Raw genomic sequence first — 18,656 nt, forward strand, 5'->3', positions numbered from 1 at the left:
CGGCGGCGGGTCAGATTACGGTTTTCTCCTCCGGTCCGTCGGGCCGGTCGGCCGACGCGCCGGCCTCGGTCCCGGCCGCGAACGGAGTACGCAGGCGGGTCATGGACGCGGCGCTGACGTCCGCGGCCGGACTGCGCTCGTCGTCGACGACCCGGCCCCCCTCGATGGTGAAGGGGTTCCGGGCGGAGGTCATATCGGGCACAAGGTGCTCCAGGAGATGTGCACGGCAGCGCTCGACTCAGTCATCGGCAGCTTCGAAGCCGTGGGGAGGCGGAGGGGCGGGCCCGGCGATGGGCCATCGGTGCCCGCACCCACAGCCTAGCGCCCCGGGCGTCGTCAGGGCGCGGCGAAGCGGACCTGCGGTCACCGAGACAGGTCAGAGCTGCGCGGAAACATTTCTGGCCAGCACCAATCCGGCCGGGCGCCGGCGACGAATCCCTCTCGACAGCACCTGAGCATCAACGCCGTTACGGCGGAGACGGAGATCTGTTGTGAGACTGTCCCGAGCCCTGCTCACCGTGCCCGCGGCCGCGCTGGTACTCGCGTTCCCGGGCGTCGCGCACGCCGACGAGAGCGTGCAGGTCCAGTTGCAGGACCTCAACGAGACCGGTGCCACCGGGACCGCGACCCTGACCGCGACCAGCGGCGGTGACCTCAAGGTCATGATCAGGTCCAAGGGCATGACGCCGAACTCGCCGCACGCCCAGCACGTGCACGGCGCGGCCAACGGCATGGACTTCCACTGCCCGGACAAGTCCGCCGACACCAACGGCAACGGCTACGTCAGCACCGAGGAGGGACTGAAGATGTACGGGGACATCTTCATCTCGCTGACCACCACGGGCGACACGACGAAGGCCAGTGGCCTGGCGGTCGACCGGATGCCGAAGGCCGACGCGCAGGGCAACCTCAGCTACGAGCGCACCATCCCCGCCGCCGAGCTGCCCACCGGCACGATCGAGCACCTGAAGGACCTGCACCTGGTGCAGCACGGCATCGACGCGAACGACAACGGCGAGTACGACATGGAGGCGCTCGGCGAGTCGACGTTCGCCAAGTCCGTCGGCGTCAACGGCATCCCGGCCGAGGCCACCGACCCCGCGACGTGCGGCATGGTCAGTGGCGCGGCCGCCGGCTCCGTACCCGCCGGGGGTGTCGCCACCGGGGATGGAAGCACCTCCGGGACGTCCCCGATCGCCCTGTACGCCGTCGGCGGCCTCGCGCTGCTCGGCGCGGCGGGTGCGGTTGTCGCCCGCCGCCGCGTCGCCGGCCAGCGCTGAGCCGGGGCGCAGTCGTGTTGGACACCGGCGACACGCCGCTGCCGGCCGGCCACCGTCGGGGGCGTTTCACGCTCCTGGCGGTGGCCGGCGTCCTCACCGTCACCGCGGCCGTGACGATCGGCGCCGCCGTCGTGGGTCAGCGTTCGCAGCCACCCCGACCGGGTACGTCGGCGGCCGCACCCGCGGCGACGGCCCCCGCGGTGCCGGCCACACAACCGGGTGAGCTGACCACCGGTCCGTTGATGGCCAGCTCACCGCCGGTCCGGGTGTCGATTCCGTCGCTCAGGGCCACCGCGGCGACTGTCGCTCTCGGGCTTGCGCCGGACGGCGCCATGCAGGTGCCCGACAGCGCCACCGACGTCGGCTGGTTCACCCGGGCGCCGGTGCCGGGTGCCCTCGGGCCGGCGGTGCTGGCCGGTCACGTGAACTGGAAAGGCCGCCGGGGCGCGTTCTTCGACCTGGGCAGGTTGACGCCCGGCGCGGGGATAACCGTCGACCGCCAGGACGGCAGCACCGCGATGTTCACCGTGACGAAGGTCGAGCAGTATCCCAAGGACCGGTTCCCCACCGACGAGGTCTACGGGGCCACGGACCACGCGGCGCTGCGCCTCATCACCTGCGGTGGCGAGTTCGACGGCACCACCCGGCACTACCGCGACAATGTCATCGTCTACGCGCGCCTCGCTCACGCTCATCCCGCCTGACGCCCCGTGTACGCCCTCGACGGCACAGCGGACCGTCATCAGCACCCGAGAGGAGCTGCCGAGAATGAGCGACCCGGAGAAGGCGCGACGACTGCGTTCCGTACCTGACGGGACAGGCCCACCGGACGCCGACGAACTGCTGTCCCGAGTGGCGCGCGGCGACGAGACGGCGTTCGCCGCCCTGTACGACACCGTGGCGGGTCGGGTCCACGGGCTGGTCCGCCGGGTGCTCCGGGATCCGGCGCAGGCGGAGGAGGTGACGCAGGAGGTGCTGGTCGAGGTGTGGCGTACCGCCGCCAGGTTCGACGCCGCTCGCGGCTCGGCCTCGGCGTGGATCCTGACCATGGCGCACCGGCGTTCGGTGGACCGGGTGCGTGCCGAGCAGGCCCGCACCAACCGCGCCGCGCAGGTCGCCGCGGCCGAGAACCACGTCCCGTACGACGAGGTGGTCGAGCACGTCACCGCCCGGTTGGAGCGGGAGCAGGTCCGTCGCTGCCTGGGCCGGTTGACGCCGGTGCAGCGGGAGGCGGTGACCCTGGCCTACTACGGCGGCCACACCTACCGTGAGGTCGCGGACCAGCTGGGGACGCCGTTGCCGACGGTGAAGACGCGAATGCGGGACGGGCTGATCCGGATGCGGGACTGCCTGGGCATCGATCTGGAGGGGCGGGCATGAGCGGCGACATCCACACCCTCGCCGGCGCGTACGCCCTCGACGCGGTCGACGAGGTGGAGGGCGCGGCGTTCGAGCGGCACCTCACCGAGTGTGCGGCGTGCAGGTCGGAGGTCGCCGAGTTGCGGGAGACGGCCGCACGCCTCGCTGACGACACCGTGCTCGAGGCGCCCTCCCCCGGGTTGCGGGAGCGGACCCTGGCACAGGCCGCCCGAACGCCTCAACTGCGGCCCGGTGCCGGCGCCGAGGACCGGCCGGCGGCGCGACGGTGGCGGCGGGTGGCAGTGGCGGCGGCCGCGGCCGTCGTCGTGGCCGGCGGCGCGAGTGCGGTGACGTGGTCGGTGGGTAGTGACCGGATCAGCGACGAGCGGGCCGACAGCGACCAGGCCCGGCAGGTGGCCGCGGTGCTGAACGCCCCGGACGCCCGGGTCTTCGACGAGCCGTTGTCGCCAGTTGGCGCCGCGACCGTTGTCGTGTCCCGCGACCGTGACCGAGGCGTGGTGCTGCTGCGTGACCTGCCCGACCCCGGTCCGGGACGGGCCTACCAACTGTGGCTCATCCGGGGTGCCGAGCCGGCCCGCTCGGTGGGCCTGCTGACCGCCGGCGCCCGGGAGTCGACGACGGTCATCGGTCCGGTCGCTGCCGCCGGCACGTTCGGGGTGTCGAACGAACCCGCGGCCGGTTCCTCCGCCCCGACCCGGATCGTGGGACTCGTGACGCTGAGCTGACCGACTCGTCCTGCCGGGTCGGGTCGGCGCGGCTACGGTCGAGGCTGCGGAAGCCGTCCCCCGACCAGGGTTCGGTGTGGTGCGGACGGACAGGACAGACATGACGGTTCAGATCGATCTCGCCGGCAGGACCGCGCTGGTGACCGGCTCGACCCAGGGCATCGGCGCCGCCATCACGGTCGGGCTCGCCCGCGCGGGGGCTCGGGTGGCAGTGAACGGCCGTACCGCCGCCTCGGTCGGGCGCGCGGCCACGGCGCTGCGCGACGAGGTCCCCGGCGCCGAGGTCGTCGAGGTGGACGCCGACGTGTCGACCGACGATGGCACGGCCCGCGCCCTCGACCTCCTGCCCGACGTCGACATCCTGGTCAACAATCTCGGCGTCTTCGGCCCCACCCCGGCGTTGGAGATCTCGGACGACGAGTGGCGTCGCTACTTCGAGGTGAACGTGCTGGCCGGCGTCCGGCTGACCCGCGCCTACCTGCCCGGGATGATGGAACGCGGTTGGGGTCGGGTGCAGTACATCGCCAGTGACTCGGCGGTCGCCATCCCCGCCGAGATGATCCACTATGGCGTCTCGAAGACGGCTCTGCTCGGCGTTTCGCGCGGGTTCGCGAAGGCCGCCGCCGGCACCGGCGTGACAGTCAACTCGGTGCTGGCCGGGCCGACCCACACCGGGGGCGTGGAGGACTTCGTGGCCGAACTCGTCGGCGACAGCCTGCCGTGGGACGAGGCGCAGCGGGAGTTCATGCGGCTGCACCGGCCGCAGTCGCTGCTCCAGCGGCTCATCGAGCCCGAGGAGATCGCCAACATGGTCACCTACCTCGCCTCTCCGCTCGCCTCCGCGACGACGGGCGCGGCGGTCCGGGTCGACGGCGGCTACGTGGACGCGATCGTCCCGTAGCGGCCGGCTCAGAGCTGGACGACGTGACCGACCCGGGGCGGCGTACGACCGGCGAGGACGTCGAGCCACGCGTCCCGCAGGGCCTCGGGACCGTTGCCGACCCGCACGTCGAGCCACCCGCTCGCCGCCGGGACGAACCGCTGCCAGGCTTCGGTGAACCGCCTGTCGAGCCCGTCGCGGCCCCAGTCCCGGCCGCGCTTGCGCATCTGCACCGGCGCGAAGAAGACCTCCCCGGCGGCTTCCGCGTTGGGCGTCTGGTTGGTGAGTCCCACCGCGATGTCCCGGACGAGCCGGTCGCCGAGGTGAGCGCGCAGCGCGGCCCGGGTCGCGGGCGCTCCGGACAGGTCGAGGTACACGGTGGCGACCGCGTCGAGGGCGTCGATGTCGTCGTACGCGACGACGTCGTCGTAGCAGCCGAGTGACCGCGTGAAGGCGACGTTGCCGGGCGAGGTGAGCCCGACCAGCCGCGGGCCACGGCCGTACAGTTCGGACGCGGCGGCGTACGCCGTCTTGCTGGACGCCGACGACAGGACTATCGACCGCGCGCCGTAGAAGTCGTTGTCGACGACCTGGTCGGCCAGCATGAACGAGGTGAAGAACAGCGGCCGGAACAGGATCAGCAGGTCCTCCTGATCGGCCTGGTAGACCGGGTCCCCGGTGATCGACCGGTACGCGTTGTACGGCGAGGGCAGTTCGGCCCGGTGCGGGCTCGCGTCGCGGAAGCCGGACGCGTCCACCCGGTCCGGGCGGACCACCAGGTGGCCGGCGGGCGGCAGGTAACCGTAGACCCGTTGGCCGACCTCGACCCCGGTGACCGTCGAGGCGACCACGTCGGCGAAGCCCCACAGCGGCGGAAGCCCCCACTGCGGCCCGAGCCCTCGGGGGCCGGGCGGGAAGAACTCCCAGTAGCGCATCGCGTCGCCGAGCACCGCGTAGGTCACGTTGTTGGCGGTGAGACCGACGCGGTCGACGCGCAGCAGCGCCGCACCGTCGGGCAGCGCGGGCTCCGCGGAGTCGGCGAGGGTGGTGTGGCGCAGGTCGGCACGGGCCACGGCGAAGGTCCACGAGTCAGCCATGGTGTGACGCTAGACAGCCTCGAATTCTAAAGACAAGTGCACTGGGAGTGCAAAATCCCACTCGACGGTCAGGGCTGGGGCGCGGTGACGTGCCGCAGGTGCCCCAACGGCAGGTGCGGGGGCTGCCACTCCAGGAACAGGGCAGTGGCGTCGTCGTCGAGCTGCTCGTCCTGGTACGCGAGGACGGCGCGCACGAGCCGGCGCATCGTCTCCGGGCTGGGCAGCCTGTCGTTGAGGGCACGGTTGACGAAGTCGACGAGCCGGTCCAGACCGAACCGCTCCCCGTCGATGCTCTTCGCGTCGGTGATGCCGTCGGTGTAGGCGAGGATGCGGTCGCCGGGGTGCAGCTCCTCCTCGTACACCTGGGGTCTTGCCTCGGAAAGGTGACCCAGACCGAGCGGCAGCGCGGTGGGCCCCGGCAGCTCCCGGATGGCCTTGCCGTCGCGCAGCAGCATGGCGCCGGGGTGCCCCGCGTTGATGATCCGGAGCTGACCGGTACGCCGGTCCAGTTCGGCGAGCAGCGCTGTCGCGAAGTAGCTGGGGTGCTCGGAGCGCACCCACCGGTCGATGCTGATGGCCGTGTCGACGAGGTCGAGGCCGGACCGGCGGGCGTTGCGGTACGCGCTGACCACCAGCGAGGCCAGGGTGCTCGCCTTGATGCCGTGCCCGCAGGTGTCGAAGAGCCCGAGGCTGAGCACGTCGCCGTTCAACGCGTAGTCGAAGATGTCGCCGCCGACGTCGTAGCACGGTTCGAGGATCGCGGTGATCACCAGGTCGTCGGTCGCAAAGGTGAGCGGCGGCAGCAGCCCCCACACGATTTCGGCGGCGACCTGCATCGGCAGGCGTCGCCGCATCCGCTCGACGACATCGCCGTAGAGCCGACGGTTCACCAGGACCTGGGCGACGTTGACCGCCAACTCCCAGGCCGGCCCGTCCAACGCCGTGTCGGCGGCCGCCGGCGACACGACCTCCAGCACACCCAGCCGCTCGCAGCCGAGCAGCAGGGGCACCCAGAGCCGGTCCGGATTGTCGGCGGCACGCTGCACGTCGAGGGTGGTGAACGCCCGACCGGCCAGGGTCGTCTCGATCGTCAGCTCGTCCCGGGCGATACCGGCGCCCAGCAGAGGCACGAGACAGGACTGGTTGTAGTCGGCCAGATAGATCACGATCTCGGTGGCGCCGACTGCCGGCGCGGCCCGGGTGACCAGAAGCGACAACTCGTCCGGCCCGCCCCGAGGTGCGTTGAGCTGCAACCAACGCGACGCATCGCCGGCGTCGACCAAGCTCCACCTCCCGTGTCCTGACCACCGTAGAAGCCCGACGGCGAACTGCCAACGTACGAAGGGCGCAGGAGACGAGGGACTCCCCGAATCGCCTCACCGCAGCGCCTTCAGCTGCCTAAGCTCATACTTTCGGCTAGTAATGGCTGGGACTTTCGGGTAACGTGCACACCACACCTGGAACGACATGACGCGGCGGCGAGGCCCGTGGTCGTGGTCCTGTCGACAGCACATCGGAGTCTCTCCGGTCGTCCTGGTCGACGGGCGGACACGGAGAGGACCAGCCCATGCTCACGACTGTCGCACCCACGGTCAGCACCGCTGCCAGCCGACGGAACGCCGGCACCGAGGAACTGATTGTCGAGTTGGCCACCACCGCGGCCGACGACCCGCGCCGACCGGCCCTGCGGGACCGCGCCATCGAGGCATGGATGCCGCTCGCCCGTCATCTGGCACGCCGCTACTCGGGACGCGGCGCCCCCGATGAGGATCTGATGCAGACCGCAATGGTCGGGCTCATCAAGGCCGTCGACCACTTCGACGCCACCCGGGGCGTCGACTTCAGCGGATACGCCATCCCGACGATCGTCGGCGAGATCAAGCGATACTTCCGGGACCGCACCTGGGCGGTGCGGGTGCCGCGCCGCCTTCAGGAACTCCGGCTGTCGATCAGCGCCGCCAACAGCACGCTGACGCACACCCTGGGCCGCTCGCCGACGGTCGCCGACATCGCGAGCTACCTCGACGTCTCCGAGGAGACCGTGCTGGAAGGGCTGGAGGGAGCCCGGGCGTACCGGGCGACCTCACTGTCCACACCCACCGGCATCGACGGGAGCATGGAGCTCGGCGACACCCTCGGGGAGCGGGACCACGAGTTCGAGCTCGTCGACCTCCGCGTCGCCCTCGGCCCGGCGCTCGCCACGCTGCCCGAGCGCGAACGCCAGATCCTCAGCCTGCGGTTCCACGGCAACCTGACCCAGGCCCAGATCGCCGAGCGGATCGGCGTCTCCCAGATGCACGTCTCCCGGCTGATCACCCGATCGTTGGCCACCCTGCGCGGGCACCTCTCCGAGGACTTCGCCTGATCCGCCCGGCCGCCGCGGCCGACCACCTCGTGCCGCCCGGGTCGGGCGGCACGAGTGGCACAGCCCTACGAGGCCGGCGCGTCGGCGAGGTCGGCGGGGTCGAGATTCAGGGTGGCGAGCAGCCCGGAGTGCTTGGCCGGATCGACCCGCTCCGGCAGCTCACGCTCGACCCAGTCGGCTCTGGCCTGCTGGCCCCGGTCGCGTAGCGCGCTGACGATTCGGTGCTTGGCGATCCTCATCTGGTGCTCCCCTGGTTGAGCCGTCCGAATTGCTGGTGGACGGCGGTGCGAAAGCGCGGGTGGGATGCCTGACGCTGTGCGGTGGAATCCGACCGGCGGGGACGTGGCTGGCGACAACGACCAGCACGCCGCAGCAACGGCTCGGGACGTTCGGTAATGCCCGGACGGGCTGGTGGCGGCGACATCCGGCGGCCACCGGGGGCCCCGGGCGACATGCCCAGCGTACGCCCTGGCCAGTGCGGCTGCACGCGCACGGCACCCAGGACCCCTGGCACGCTGCCCGGTCAGGGCTCCAGCACGACCTTGCCCGGCCGGCTGCGGGCCTCGGCGAAGACCAGCGCGGCGGAGACCTCGGTGAGCGGGTAGCGGGCGGCGATCTGCGGCACGATCACGCCCTGACGGAGGAGGTCGAGCACGATGCCGAGGTCGGTACTCAGTCGACGCCGGAACGCCGCGGCCCGGGTGCGACGGCCGGCCCAGAAGTTGTAGAACCGGACCCGGTGACCGTTCGGCAGGGCGTTCCAGGTGTAGAGCCGGGCCAGCAGCTTCACGAAGACCCAGACGATCGAGCGCGCGGAGCCCGTGGCCGAGGCGGTGCCGTAGACGACAAGCGTGCCGCCGGGGGCGAGCAGCCGGTACGAGGTGCGTACGCCCGGGCCGGCGACCGGGTCGAAGACGGCGTCGACGCCTCCGGGGGACAGCGCGCGCACCCGCGCGGCCAAGTCGGGGTCTCGGTAGTCCAGCGGTTCGACGCCGAGTTCGCGCAGCGCCGCGTGGTGTCGCGGAGCTGCGGTGCCGATGACCCGCAGCCCGAGGTGGCGTCCGAGTTGGACGAGCACGGTTCCGACGCCGCCGTTCGCGCCGTGCACCAGGATCGTCTGCCCAGCCCGCAGGCGCGCGCCGTGCAGCATCTGCCAGGCGGTCACCCCGTTGACGACTACTGTCTCGGCCGCGGCCGGGTCCAGACCCGGCGGCACCGGGGTGAGGTCGTCGACGCCCACCACGGCGTGCGTGGTCCAGGCGCCGGTCTTGGTGACCGCCGCGACCCGGGTGCCGACCAGCGAGCCGTCGCCTCCCGGTCCCACCGCCCGGACGGTGCCGACGAGGTCGTAGCCGGGCACGAACGGAAAGGCCGGCTGGCCGGGGTAGAGGTCGCGGAGCATGCTCTGTTCGGCGTACGAGATGCCGGTGGCCTCGACCTCGACGAGCGCCTGATCTGCGGCGGGAACGGGCATCGGGCGTCGGTTGACCTGGAGCCCGTCCGGCTCCACCACGCCGGGCAGGACCACTTCGGTGATCATCCTGTCGGTTGTCATTGCACTCTCCTCTTGTTCGTAAGTGTGCACTCACACACATGTCGGATCGAAAAAGTGGGCCGCCCGGAAGCGGCCCGGTGGTGCGGACGTCGGGATCAGGGGTGACGGATGCCTGCGGTCAGCGCACGGGCCCACGGCTCGGGCACCTGCTCCAATCCGGCGGTCACGATCAGGTGGCAGAGCTGGCCGTACGCGAAGAACTGCTGGACCTGCACGTCGCTGGCGCCGGACCGACTCGCCACGAAGGTGGCGACCCGCCGGTAGCCGGCGCGCACCGCCTCGGCGACCTCCGGGACGTCGGTGACGGCCTGCGCCTGCACCTGGAACAGCAGGAGATCACGGTCGGCGATCAGCTCGGCGTAGGCGTCGCCCATCGCCTCCAGGACCCCCTCCGGGCCGACGTCTCCGGCACGCTCCGCCCCGGCCTCCAGCGCCACGACGATCCGCTCGAAGCACGCCCCGGCGGCGGCCACGAACAACCCGAGCTTTCCGGCGAAGAGCCGGAAGACGTACGCCTCGGAGATGCCGGCGGCGGCTGCCACGGCGGTGACCGGGGTGGCGTGGAAGCCGGTGCGCGCGAACGCCGAAACGGCGGCGTTCAGGACTGTGGCCCGGCGGGCCTCGGCGGTGGATCGCATGTTTGTAAGTGTGCACTCACAAACATTGCTCGTCAACCCCGCTGGGCCGAGCGTGGCCGCGTCTCGCGGCAACGCCCTTGTGGGGCTCGGTGCTCGGCTGCCCCCCGTGCGTCCCTGTTCAGTTCACGGCAGTGGCGTGGTCATATGCCGCGCGACTGGTGTCGACGTCGTCCATGTGTGCTTCCGCCCACACCTTGAGGCCACGCATCATGTGGTGCAGGGAGAGGCCCAGCTCGGTCAGCTCGTAGGAGACCGTGACGGGCACTGTTGGTGTCACGGTGCGGCTGACGAGACCATCGCGTTCGAGGGAGCGCAGGGTCTGGGTGAGCATTTTCTGGCTGACGCCGGCCAGGATGCGAGACAGCTCCGAGTAGCGCATCGGTCTGGGCTCACCGGTGCAGTCGGGGCCGCTGCCGAGTGCGGAGAGGATCAGCGTGACCCATTTGCCGGAGATGCGTTCCAGCATCTTGTGGCTCGGGCAGGCGGCCAGGAAGGCGTTGTAGTTGTCCCTGTTCTGGGTTCGTTGCTGGGCCGCCGTCGTCGGTGCTGCCATCACGCCCTCCTCGGACCGCAGGGTGCGTCACATCCCCTTGTAGTCCTAGCTTCCCATCGGGAAGTTGCCCCTTGATGGAGCGGGTCCCGCGGTCAGCCGGAGACGCTCTTCCTCATCGGTTGATCCGATCCAGTTCGGCGAGGTCCGCGGCGGACAGGGAGAGGCCGGCGCCCGCGACGTTGTCCCGCAGGTGGGCGACCTTCGAGGTGCCCGCGATCAGCAGGATGTTGGGCGATCTCTGCAGCAGCCAGGCGAGCGCGACGGACATGGGCGTGCTCCGCAACCGCTCCGCCACCGCCGAGAGCGCCTCGGACTGCAGCGGCGAGAAGCCGCCCAGCGGGAAGAACGGCACGTATGCGATGTTCTCGGCCGCGAGCCGGTCGATGAGCTCGTCGTCGTGGCGGTGAGCGAGGTTGTACATGTTCTGCACGCCCACGATCGGCGCGATGGCCTGCGCCTCGGCGACCTGCTCGGCGGTGACGTTGCTGACGCCCAAGTGGCGGATCAGGCCTTCCCGCTGCAGTTCGACGAGCGTGCCGAACGCGTCGGCCAGCGATCCGGGCTGGGGGCCTTCGGCGTTGCCCATACGCATGTTCACCAGGTCGAGCGTCTCGACACCGAGGACTTCGAGGTCCTCGTGGACCTGCTTACGGAGGTCTTCGGGCTGCCGGGCGACGGGCCAGCCACCCTGAGCGTCGCGGGTAGCTCCGACCTTGGTGGCGATGAACAGCCCTTCCGGGTAGGGGTGCAACGCCTCCCGGATCAGCTCGTTTGTCACTCGCGGCCCGTAGGCGCCGCTGGTGTCGATGTGGTTGATACCGCGCTCGACCACCTCGCGGAGTACGGCCACAGCGCCGTCATGGTCCGCGGGAGGTCCCATGACCCAGGGGCCGGCCAGCTGCATGGCGCCGTAACCGAATCGGGTCACCGTCGAGTCTCCCAGCTTCCACGTACCACCGGGGAGGGAAGCAGTCGACATGTCGTACCTCGTTCTCGTAAAAAGGCCAGGTGAATCGGCTCCCTGGCCGGGTGTTTCTCTATCGTGGCTCGGTAGCTCTCCGCTGGGAAGTAGGCACCTTGAAGTGCGTAAGTAACCTGCCGACAGCCTGGTCGCGTCGAGTTCCGGGGCCTGTCATCGCGGGGCCACGACACCGCGGAACGCGCAAAGGGCGCCGCCATCCCGCGTGTACACCCTGGCGGCCGTTCGCTGTTCCTCAGGGGCCGGGGTACAGGCGTGCCGGATCGCCGGGCCGCAGGCTGTCCACGCCGTCGTCAGGCGTGCTTGCCGCAACCGAGCCGAGCAGCGCCAACGAACGTGCCGACTCCGTGCCGGGCTCGGCGTGGTAGATCACCAGGAGTTGCCCCTCGGCGCCGGCAACCGCGAGCTTGTCGCAGTACAGGTCGAGATCGCCCACCTCGGGGTGGTGCAGCCGGCTCACCACACCCTCGCGCCGCCGCACCTCGTGCCGGGCCCACAACTGGCGGAAACAGTCGCTCTTGAGCGACAACTCCCCCACCAGCGCCGTCAGTCGCGGGTCGTCGGCGTCCGCGGCCGAGTCGGCGCGCAGCTGCCCCACGACGCTCTGCATCGCCTGCCGCCAGTCGCGGAACAACTCCCGCTCAGCCGCGTCCAGGAACACCGCGCGAAGCCGGTTGGCGCCCGGGGCGAGATTCGGCGACAGCGCCCGCGCCATCCGGTTCGACGCCAGGATGTCCAGATAGCGGTTCTGCACGAAGGCCGGCATCGGGAGCTCCCGCACCAGGTGCAGGACACTGGCCGGCACCCGCTCGACGGCCGGCCGGACCGCCCGGCGCGACCGCGGCCGGGTCAACCCGATCATGTACGCGGTGGCCTCCGGGTCCAGCCGCAGCACCCCGGCGAGCGCGTCGAGGACCTGCACCGAGGGATGCCGCTCACGCCCCTGCTCCAACCGCAGGTAGTAGTCCGCGCTGATGCCGGCCAGCATCGCCACCTCCTCACGCCGCAGCCCGGGCACCCGGCGCAGCCCGACTCCCGGGCCGAGGCCCACGTCCTCGGGTCGGATCCGCTCCCGGCGGGCACGCAGGAACTCGCCGAGCTGGTTGGTGGCGTCCATGCCATCGACGGTAGATCGCCCGGCGACCGGGTGACTGGCTGTGTCACTACCAGGAACACCTCGCCCTACCGGCCGGGCGGAGACCGACGGACAGTCGTGGTGCGCATATTCGCGACGACGATGGATAGAGGAACGACATGAGCGACAACCTTCCTGGCGGCGCCCTGACCCCCGCCGACGGCCTCACCCTGAGCCGGATGGGCTACGGCGCGATGCAGCTCGCCGGCCCGCACGTCTTCGGCCCCCCGCGCGATCGTGCGCAGGCGCTCGCGGTGCTCCGCGAGGCGGTCGACCGGGGGCGTGCGCCACATCGACACCAGCGACTTCTACGGCCCCAAGGTGGTGAACGAGCTGATCCGCGAGGCGCTGCACCCGTACCCCGAGGATCTGCACCTGGTCACCAAGGTCGGCGCGCGCCGCGGCGACGACGCCTCCTGGCTCCCGGCGCTCCAGCCGGACGAGCTGAAGGCCCAGGTCCACGACAACCTCCGGCACCTCGGCCTGGAGGTCCTCGACGTGGTCAACCTGCGGGTCGGCGTGGCGGAGGGCACCGGCGACGATCCCCTCTCCGAGCAGTTCGGCGCCCTCGCGGAGCTGCGGCAGCAGGGACTGATCCGGCATCTCGGGCTCAGCAACGTCACGCTCGACCAGCTCACCGAGGCCCAGGCCATCGCACCGGTGGTCACGGTGCAGAACCTCTACAACCTCGCCAATCGGCAGGACGACGCGCTCGTCGACCGCTGCGCGGCGGAGAACATCGCGTTCGCCGCGTTCTTCCCGCTCGGCGGGTTCACCCCGTTGCAGTCCGACACGCTCAACGCCGTGGCCGCCCGGGTGGGCTCCTCGCCACAGCAGGTCGCCCTGGCCTGGCTGCTGCAACGCTCCCCCACCATGGCGCTGATCCCGGGCACGTCGACGCTGGAACACCTGCGGGAGAACCTCGCCGCGGCCGACCTGACGCTGCCGGCCGACGCGATCGAGGATCTGAACACGATCGGCGCCTGATTACGGAGTCGGACGCTCGCCGGCCCCGGGCCTCGCTAGTGCTGGTGGGGGCGGTTACGGATGAGGGTGAGCGCGAGCACGGCCGTGATCAGGAAGACGATGCCGCTGACCCGCAGACCGGCCTGGACCCCGGAGGTCATCGCCTCGGCGAGCGCCGACCGGACCGGTTCGGGCAGCGGCTGGTCGCCTGTCGCGCCGGAGGCCACCGCCGCCTGCACGGCGCTGCGGGCGGGCTCGCCGACCTGGTGGGCGGCGAGGCGGTCGGGCAGGTCGGCCACCATCGTGGTGGTGAGCAACGTGCCCAGCAGGGACGAGCCCAGCACCGAGCCGACCTGACGGGAGGCGTTGACCGCGCCGGAGGCCATGCCGGCCTGGGCGGGCGCCACGCTGGCCAGCGCCGCCGCCGTCGCGGGGGCCACCACCAGCCCGCTCGCGGCGCCGAACAACGCGAACAACGCCCAGCGGTGCCCGAACGCCGTCGTCGGCCCCTGCGTCGCGAGCCCGAAGCTGGCCACCGCGCCGAGCACCAGACCGACTGTGAGTGGCGCCTTGAACCCGGTGCGCCGGATGGCCCGACCGGCGCCGAAGGCCACGAGCACGTACGCGCCGAAGAGCACCAGCATGCGCCAGCCGGTGTCCAGCGGGCTGAGCGACTGGGCACGCTCGTGGAAGAGGACGAGCAGGATCGCCACGCCGGTGAACCCGAACAGCGACACCGCGGCGACGACCATGACGGCGCTGAACGACGGCGAGCGGAACAGGCGTACGTCCAGCATCGGTGTGCTGGTGCGCAGTTCGACCAGCACGAACGTGACAAGCGCGACGGCCGAGACGACCCACGCGGTCGCCACGACACCGCTGGTGTAGCCGTCGCGCCCGCCCTGGATCATGGCGTAGACGGCGGCGGCGATGGCGACGGTGCCGAGCAGCAGACCGGGCAGGTCGAGCCGTCCGGCGCTGGGCCGGGACTCGGCCACCCCGATCGCGGCGACGACGAGGGTGACCACGCCCAGCACGATCACCGACAGGTAGACGCTGTGCCAGGAGTGCTGGCGCAGCAGCGTACCGGCGATGAGCGGGCCGATCGCCAGCCCGATGCCGGAGGCCGCCGACCAGGCGGTGATGACCTCGGTGCGGCGGTGCGGGTCGGTGAAGGTGGCACCGAGGATCGCCAGGCTGTTCGGCAGGATCAGGGCACCGCCGAGGCCCGCTACCAACTGACCGGCGATCACCCAGGCCACGGTCGGGGCGCTGGCCACCACGGCACCGCCGGCGATCATCGCGACGACTCCGGCGCCGAACATGCGCCTGCGTCCGTACCGGTTGCCGAGCGGGGCGGCGGACATCACCAGGCTCGCCACGACCAGGGTGTAGGCGCTGGGGATCCAGATCACGGTGGTCGGATCGACCCGGAGGTCGGCCTGGATGGTGGTCAGGGCGGAGACCGTCGCGGTGATCTGCAGGAAGGTGATCATCGCGCCCAGGCACATGGCGATCAGGGTCACCGGCCGGGAGCCGCGGACGGACGTACGGGTGGTGACGGCCGGCCCGGTCGGGACCGTGCTGCTGGTGGTCACAAGGTGTCCTCGGGTTGGAGTCCTGCTGACTTGCTTATGCAAAAGTCAGCAGTGTCCCAGTGAATCACCTGGCTAGCTTTGGCGCAAGCCAGGTAGGCTGGGCGGCATGGAGGACCTACGGGACGACCGCGAATCCTGGTCGATGGAGAACTGCTCCGTCGCACGGGCGATGGACATCGTGGGCAGCCGTTCGACGATCCTGATCATGCGCGAGGCACTGCTCGGCACGCGCCGTTTCGACGACTTCGTCCGCCGTGTCGGAGTCGGCGAGCCCGCCATGGCGGCCCGCCTCAAGGAGATGGTCGCCGCCGGTCTGCTCGAACGGATCCCCTACCGGGAGCCGGGGCAGCGCACCCGCCACGAGTACCAACTGACCCGCAAGGGCCAGGAACTGCTGCCGGTCATCACCGCGCTGCGCAACTGGGGCGACACCTGGAGCGCCGACGAAGCCGGCCCTGGCATCCTCGCCACCCACCACGACTGCGGCGAGCCAGTCCGTGCGGTGCTCCGCTGCGCAGCCGGACACGAGGTCGGAAGCGGCGACATCGACATCACCGCCGGGCCGGGCCTGATCCGCCGCGACTGACGCCCCGGCCAGGCCGCCGGCCAGCGGGTACCGGTCAGTCGACCCGTTGGGCCAGCACCTGCCCCGGCCAGTCGCCCGAGCGGAAGGTCTCGGTGCGGGTGAACCCGTGCCGTTCGTAGAAGGCCACCAACTCGCCACCGCCGCCCGCCCAGCAGTCGACCCGCAGCAACCGCACGCCGGCTCGTCGGGTCTCCCGCACGGCGTGTGCCAGCAGGGCCGACCCGAGGTGTCGGCCGGCGAATCGTCGGTCGGAGACCAGGAGACGGACGTACCGCTCGGGCTCCTCGGCGGGCGTGATCGGCGACTGCGCAGGAGGCCCGGAGTCCAACACCAGGGCGCCGGCAGGCGTTCCGTCCAGTTCCGCGATGTACGGAAGGTTCTCGGTCAGGTACCGGTCGACCAGCTCGACCCCGCCGGGCTTCTCCGAGAACGGGGTCGTGCCCCACTGCTCGGTGTTGCCCCGCGCGTTCATCCAGACCACCGCGGAATCGAGCATGGCCAGTAGGGCGGCGGCGTCCGCCGGGCCACCGCGTCTGATCCGTACGCCACGGGTGGTGTCGTCCATGGCGAAACTGTAATCGTGGCCGTAGGAGGTGGCGGGCCGCCGGTCGGCGGCCCGCCACCGTCGGATCAGAGGACGATCTGGTGCACCCGGTCGTCCCCGCCGCGCACCGCCAGCCAGGCGCTGCCGTTGGCGCCCGCGGCGGCCCCCGGGGCGCCCCGGAACGCGTCGGTGGCGAACTCGCCACGACGGAACCAGCCGCCCCACGCCCCGTCGGTCAGGTTGCGCTGCCAGAGCCGGTTGTCGGCGGCCAGCGCGAACAGATAGACCCGCCCGGAGGTGGCGAGCAGCGTCGGGCTGCCGCTGGTGGTGCCGCCGAGGTTGGTCCAGGCCGACCAGGTGGCGCCGGTCCGGCTGCGCCACCACACCTCGTCGGTACGGCTGCGCACGGCCACGTGCAGCACGCCCGCGTCGTCGACGACAGCGCTCGGCCGGCCGTAGACCGGCCGGTCGTCGGGAGCGCCGACGCCGGTCCAGCCGCTGGTCGGGGTACGCGTCCACAGCTTGCCGTCGGCGCCACGGACGACGAGCGTCCACTGTGTCGGGCTGGTCCACGCCACCGTCGGCCCGTCGGTAAGCGTGCCCCCGAGGCTCTGCCACGGCCCCCACGCGCCGCCGACGTAACTACGCTGCCAGGCGGCGTTGTCGGTGCCCCGGACGAACACGTCGATCCGACCGTTCGCCGAAGCGTACGCGGCCGGCTGGCCGAGGATCCGGCCACCGACCGGGCCGCCGAGCGACGTCCACGCGGTCCCCCACGTCGTACCGGAGCGGGTGTTGACGGCCAACGCGCCCTGCGCGTCGCGGACGAAGGCTGTGGCGTGCGTGTCGTCCACCCGCACCAGCGCGGGGCTGGCGCTGGCGGTGCCGCCGAGGTTGGCGCCGGCGACCTGCTCGGTGCCGGTGAGGCCCAGCATGGCCACCCCGTGCGCCGGGACGTCGACGGTGTACGAGCCGGTGAACGGCTGGACGCCAGCGGTGCCGGGCTGGGCGTCCACGTCGGCGCGGGCCCACAGGTCACGGACCCGGACGGCGCCGCCGAGCGCGACATCCGCGAAGGTCACCGTAATCTTCTGGGCGGTGTCGTGCCGGTTGAGCAGCGCGACCGCCCGCTTGCCGGGCCCGGTGAGCACCTTGCTCCACACCTGCGCGTCGGTGCCGGTGTCGGCGACCTTGACGCCCTGTCGGACCAGCGGGTCCTGGTCCACCGCGACGATCTCCGGGTTGGTCAGCGCCGAGATCATCTCGCTCGGCAGACCACGCGGGTCGGAGCCGATCACCAGCGGCGCGGCCATGATGGCCCACATGCCGAGCTGCGTCTTGGACTCCTCCAGGCTCAGCTCGTACCCGCCGTCGGGCAGCGGGCGCATCGGCAGCAGGTAGTCCGGGTCGTTGTAGTGCCCCGGCCCGGTGGCCGCCGGGTGGTACGCGTTGACGTCCATGTTGCGCAGCACCCACGGGAACGCCCACTGCGGCGTCGGGTCGGTGAGCCCCACATCCGTGTACGTCCGCCAGGAGTCGGCGATGGTCGGCGCGTACGTGTAGCTCCAGGTGGAGAGCTGCTCCGGGGTGTAGGGGCCGCCGCCCCAGTCCGAGCTGACCGGGTTGCAGATGTTGAGCAGCATCGGCCGCGGCGACTGGCGTACCGCGTCGGCCAGCTCGCGGAACGTGGCCTCCGGGTCGAGACCAGCGGCCCGGCCACAGAGCCAGTCAGCCTTGAGGGCGTCGAAGCCCCAGCCGGCGAACTGGGCGACGTCGGCCTGGTAGTGGCCGTTGCTGCCGAGCCCACACTGCCCCGGCAGGTACGGCCCGGCGTCGGTGTAGATGCCGGCCTTCATGCCCTTGCTGTGGATGTACGCGGCCAGCGCGGCCATCCCGCCCGGGAAACGGGCCGGGTCGGCGACCAGTTTGCCGGCCTCGTCGCGCGGGGTGGGCGCGGCCCAGTTCCCGTCGATCCAGACGTACGTGTACCCGGCGTCGCGCAGGCCGCTGTTGACCATGTGGTCGGTGACCGACCTGACTTCGGCCTCGGTGGGATCGCCACCGAGGCCGAAGTAGGTGTTCCAGCCCTGGTAGGGCGTCGGGGCGAGCCCACTGTCGAAGAACGTGGGTGCGCCCTGGTCCTCGGTCCCGGCGCTGGCCGGCGTGTGGCCGGGGCGACCGGGACCGTGACCAGCCTGCGGCCGGCCGGCCTGCGAAGGGTCGGCCAGCGGAGAGGTAGCGAGCGAAGAGCCGGCCTGCGGTGGGCCGGCCATGGCCGGCATGGGGCTGGCCAGGCCCAGGCCGAACACGGCCAGGGCCGCGGTCAGCTGTCGGTTCAGGCGCATGGAGGTACTCCTGTCCCTCGGGGGTGGGGG

19 protein-coding genes and 1 pseudogene are annotated in these 18,656 nt (G+C 71.5%); 8 read left to right on the top strand and 12 right to left on the bottom strand.

From position 1 onward, the window contains the following. Positions 1-10: 10 nt before the first annotated feature. Positions 11-193, bottom strand: coding sequence for a hypothetical protein (locus B0E54_RS19165; protein WP_234586585.1), 183 nt, complete (start codon positions 191-193; stop codon positions 11-13). A gap of 298 nt (positions 194-491) precedes the next feature. Here B0E54_RS19165 and B0E54_RS19170 point away from each other — a divergent pair, with 298 nt between their 5' ends. The 5 genes from B0E54_RS19170 (at position 492) to B0E54_RS19190 (ending at position 4,286) form a co-directional block, all read left to right on the top strand. Next, positions 492-1,280 carry a hypothetical protein gene (locus B0E54_RS19170; protein ID WP_234586587.1) on the top strand — a complete coding sequence of 263 codons (789 nt, stop codon included), beginning with the start codon at positions 492-494 and terminating at the stop codon, positions 1,278-1,280. A 14-nt stretch (positions 1,281-1,294) separates the two neighbouring features. After that, entirely contained in the window at positions 1,295-1,984 is a 690-nt protein-coding gene (locus tag B0E54_RS19175; RefSeq protein ID WP_234586589.1) for a class F sortase, read from the top strand. A 64-nt stretch (positions 1,985-2,048) separates the two neighbouring features. Then, a complete protein-coding gene (sigK, locus tag B0E54_RS19180) occupies positions 2,049-2,660 on the top strand; it encodes an ECF RNA polymerase sigma factor SigK (RefSeq protein ID WP_234586592.1) in 612 nt (203 codons plus the stop codon). Then, on the top strand, positions 2,657-3,385 hold the full coding sequence (locus tag B0E54_RS19185) for an anti-sigma factor domain-containing protein (RefSeq protein ID WP_234586594.1): 729 nt from the start codon (positions 2,657-2,659) through the stop codon (positions 3,383-3,385). Before sigK ends, B0E54_RS19185 begins: the two co-directional genes overlap by 4 nt. A 100-nt stretch (positions 3,386-3,485) precedes the next feature. Next, positions 3,486-4,286 (top strand): SDR family NAD(P)-dependent oxidoreductase, encoded by an 801-nt coding sequence (locus B0E54_RS19190; RefSeq protein WP_234586596.1) that lies wholly within the window; start codon positions 3,486-3,488, stop codon positions 4,284-4,286. 8 nt (positions 4,287-4,294) lie between these two features. Here the strand turns inward: B0E54_RS19190 and B0E54_RS19195 are convergent, their stop codons facing one another. Both B0E54_RS19195 and B0E54_RS19200 read right to left on the bottom strand, forming a co-directional pair. After that, a complete protein-coding gene (locus B0E54_RS19195) occupies positions 4,295-5,362 on the bottom strand; it encodes a DUF2855 family protein (protein ID WP_234586598.1) in 1,068 nt (355 codons plus the stop codon). Positions 5,363-5,430: 68 nt separating this feature from the next. Then, on the bottom strand, positions 5,431-6,645 hold the full coding sequence (locus tag B0E54_RS19200; protein WP_234586600.1) for a PP2C family protein-serine/threonine phosphatase: 1,215 nt from the start codon (positions 6,643-6,645) through the stop codon (positions 5,431-5,433). A 284-nt stretch (positions 6,646-6,929) separates the two neighbouring features. Here B0E54_RS19200 and B0E54_RS19205 point away from each other — a divergent pair, with 284 nt between their 5' ends. Next, positions 6,930-7,727: an RNA polymerase sigma factor SigF gene (locus tag B0E54_RS19205; RefSeq protein ID WP_234586602.1), complete on the top strand. Its 798-nt coding sequence runs from the start codon at positions 6,930-6,932 to the stop codon at positions 7,725-7,727. A gap of 65 nt (positions 7,728-7,792) precedes the next feature. Here B0E54_RS19205 and B0E54_RS19210 read toward each other — a convergent pair whose 3' ends face one another. The 6 genes from B0E54_RS19210 to B0E54_RS19235 form a co-directional block, all read right to left on the bottom strand. Then, a complete protein-coding gene (locus tag B0E54_RS19210; protein ID WP_234586605.1) occupies positions 7,793-7,966 on the bottom strand; it encodes a hypothetical protein in 174 nt (57 codons plus the stop codon). A 284-nt stretch (positions 7,967-8,250) separates the two neighbouring features. Next, positions 8,251-9,282 carry a medium chain dehydrogenase/reductase family protein gene (locus B0E54_RS19215; RefSeq protein ID WP_234586607.1) on the bottom strand — a complete coding sequence of 344 codons (1,032 nt, stop codon included), beginning with the start codon at positions 9,280-9,282 and terminating at the stop codon, positions 8,251-8,253. Between the two features lie 95 nt (positions 9,283-9,377). Further along, the gene (locus tag B0E54_RS19220; protein ID WP_234586611.1) at positions 9,378-9,920 is read right to left on the bottom strand and encodes a TetR/AcrR family transcriptional regulator; all 543 of its coding nucleotides are present in this window, start codon (positions 9,918-9,920) and stop codon (positions 9,378-9,380) included. A 118-nt stretch (positions 9,921-10,038) separates the two neighbouring features. Then, positions 10,039-10,473 (bottom strand): helix-turn-helix domain-containing protein, encoded by a 435-nt coding sequence (locus B0E54_RS19225; RefSeq protein WP_234586613.1) that lies wholly within the window; start codon positions 10,471-10,473, stop codon positions 10,039-10,041. A 112-nt stretch (positions 10,474-10,585) separates the two neighbouring features. Beyond that, a complete protein-coding gene (locus tag B0E54_RS19230; RefSeq protein ID WP_234586616.1) occupies positions 10,586-11,452 on the bottom strand; it encodes an aldo/keto reductase family oxidoreductase in 867 nt (288 codons plus the stop codon). 235 nt (positions 11,453-11,687) lie between these two features. Next, entirely contained in the window at positions 11,688-12,569 is an 882-nt protein-coding gene (locus B0E54_RS19235) for a helix-turn-helix domain-containing protein (RefSeq protein ID WP_234586618.1), read from the bottom strand. 137 nt (positions 12,570-12,706) lie between these two features. Between B0E54_RS19235 and B0E54_RS19240 the strand changes: the two are divergent. Further along, positions 12,707-13,574 (top strand): annotated as a pseudogene (locus B0E54_RS19240) (oxidoreductase). A 35-nt stretch (positions 13,575-13,609) separates the two neighbouring features. Here B0E54_RS19240 and B0E54_RS19245 read toward each other — a convergent pair. Further along, positions 13,610-15,151, bottom strand: coding sequence for an MFS transporter (locus B0E54_RS19245; protein WP_234586620.1), 1,542 nt, complete (start codon positions 15,149-15,151; stop codon positions 13,610-13,612). Between the two features lie 106 nt (positions 15,152-15,257). Between B0E54_RS19245 and B0E54_RS19250 the strand changes: the two genes are divergently transcribed. After that, positions 15,258-15,737 (top strand): helix-turn-helix domain-containing protein, encoded by a 480-nt coding sequence (locus B0E54_RS19250; protein WP_234586622.1) that lies wholly within the window; start codon positions 15,258-15,260, stop codon positions 15,735-15,737. A 34-nt stretch (positions 15,738-15,771) separates the two neighbouring features. Here the strand turns inward: B0E54_RS19250 and B0E54_RS19255 are convergent, their stop codons facing one another. Further along, entirely contained in the window at positions 15,772-16,302 is a 531-nt protein-coding gene (locus B0E54_RS19255; protein ID WP_234586625.1) for a GNAT family N-acetyltransferase, read from the bottom strand. A gap of 65 nt (positions 16,303-16,367) precedes the next feature. Next, positions 16,368-18,626: a glycoside hydrolase family 27 protein gene (locus B0E54_RS19260; protein ID WP_234586627.1), complete on the bottom strand. Its 2,259-nt coding sequence runs from the start codon at positions 18,624-18,626 to the stop codon at positions 16,368-16,370. Between the last annotated feature and the right edge of the window lie 30 nt (positions 18,627-18,656).

The sequence above is a fragment of the Micromonospora sp. MH99 genome (assembly GCF_021442385.1).
Taxonomy (GTDB): Bacteria; Actinomycetota; Actinomycetes; order Mycobacteriales; family Micromonosporaceae; genus Micromonospora.